Origin of the sequence: Cobetia sp. 1AS1, from assembly GCF_029846435.1 — a bacterium.
GTDB classification, from domain to species: domain Bacteria; phylum Pseudomonadota; class Gammaproteobacteria; order Pseudomonadales; family Halomonadaceae; genus Cobetia; species Cobetia amphilecti.
This window is the reverse complement of sequence record NZ_JARWKU010000033.1, coordinates 1-326: the sequence shown is the minus strand read 5'-3', so window position 1 is coordinate 326 and position 326 is coordinate 1. Positions and strand designations below refer to the sequence as shown.

The window sequence follows — 326 nt, the reverse complement described above, 5'->3', positions numbered from 1 at the left end:
CTGCAGGAAACCTCGGCCTCGATGGAGGAGATCACCACCACCGTGCAACACAGTGCCGATTCCGCCCAGCAGGCCAGTCAGCTGGTCAATTCGACCTCCGAGCAGGCGCGCCGCGGCAATGACGACATGCGCAAGGCGCAGGCGAGCATGGAAGACATCAACCGTTCCGCCGAGCGCATCAGCGAGATCATCAGTCTGATCGACGGCATCGCCTTCCAGACCAACATCCTGGCGCTGAATGCCTCGGTGGAAGCGGCGCGAGCCGGTGAGCATGGGCGTGGCTTTGCGGTGGTCGCGCAGGAAGTGCGCACCCTGGCGACGCGCTC

Annotated in this window: 1 protein-coding gene; it reads left to right on the top strand. The window is 64.7% G+C overall.

What is annotated here, in order from left to right; translation table 11 throughout:
* Window positions 1–326: methyl-accepting chemotaxis protein (locus QD280_RS17805; protein ID WP_279840154.1), on the top strand; the 326-nt coding region annotated here is incomplete at both ends.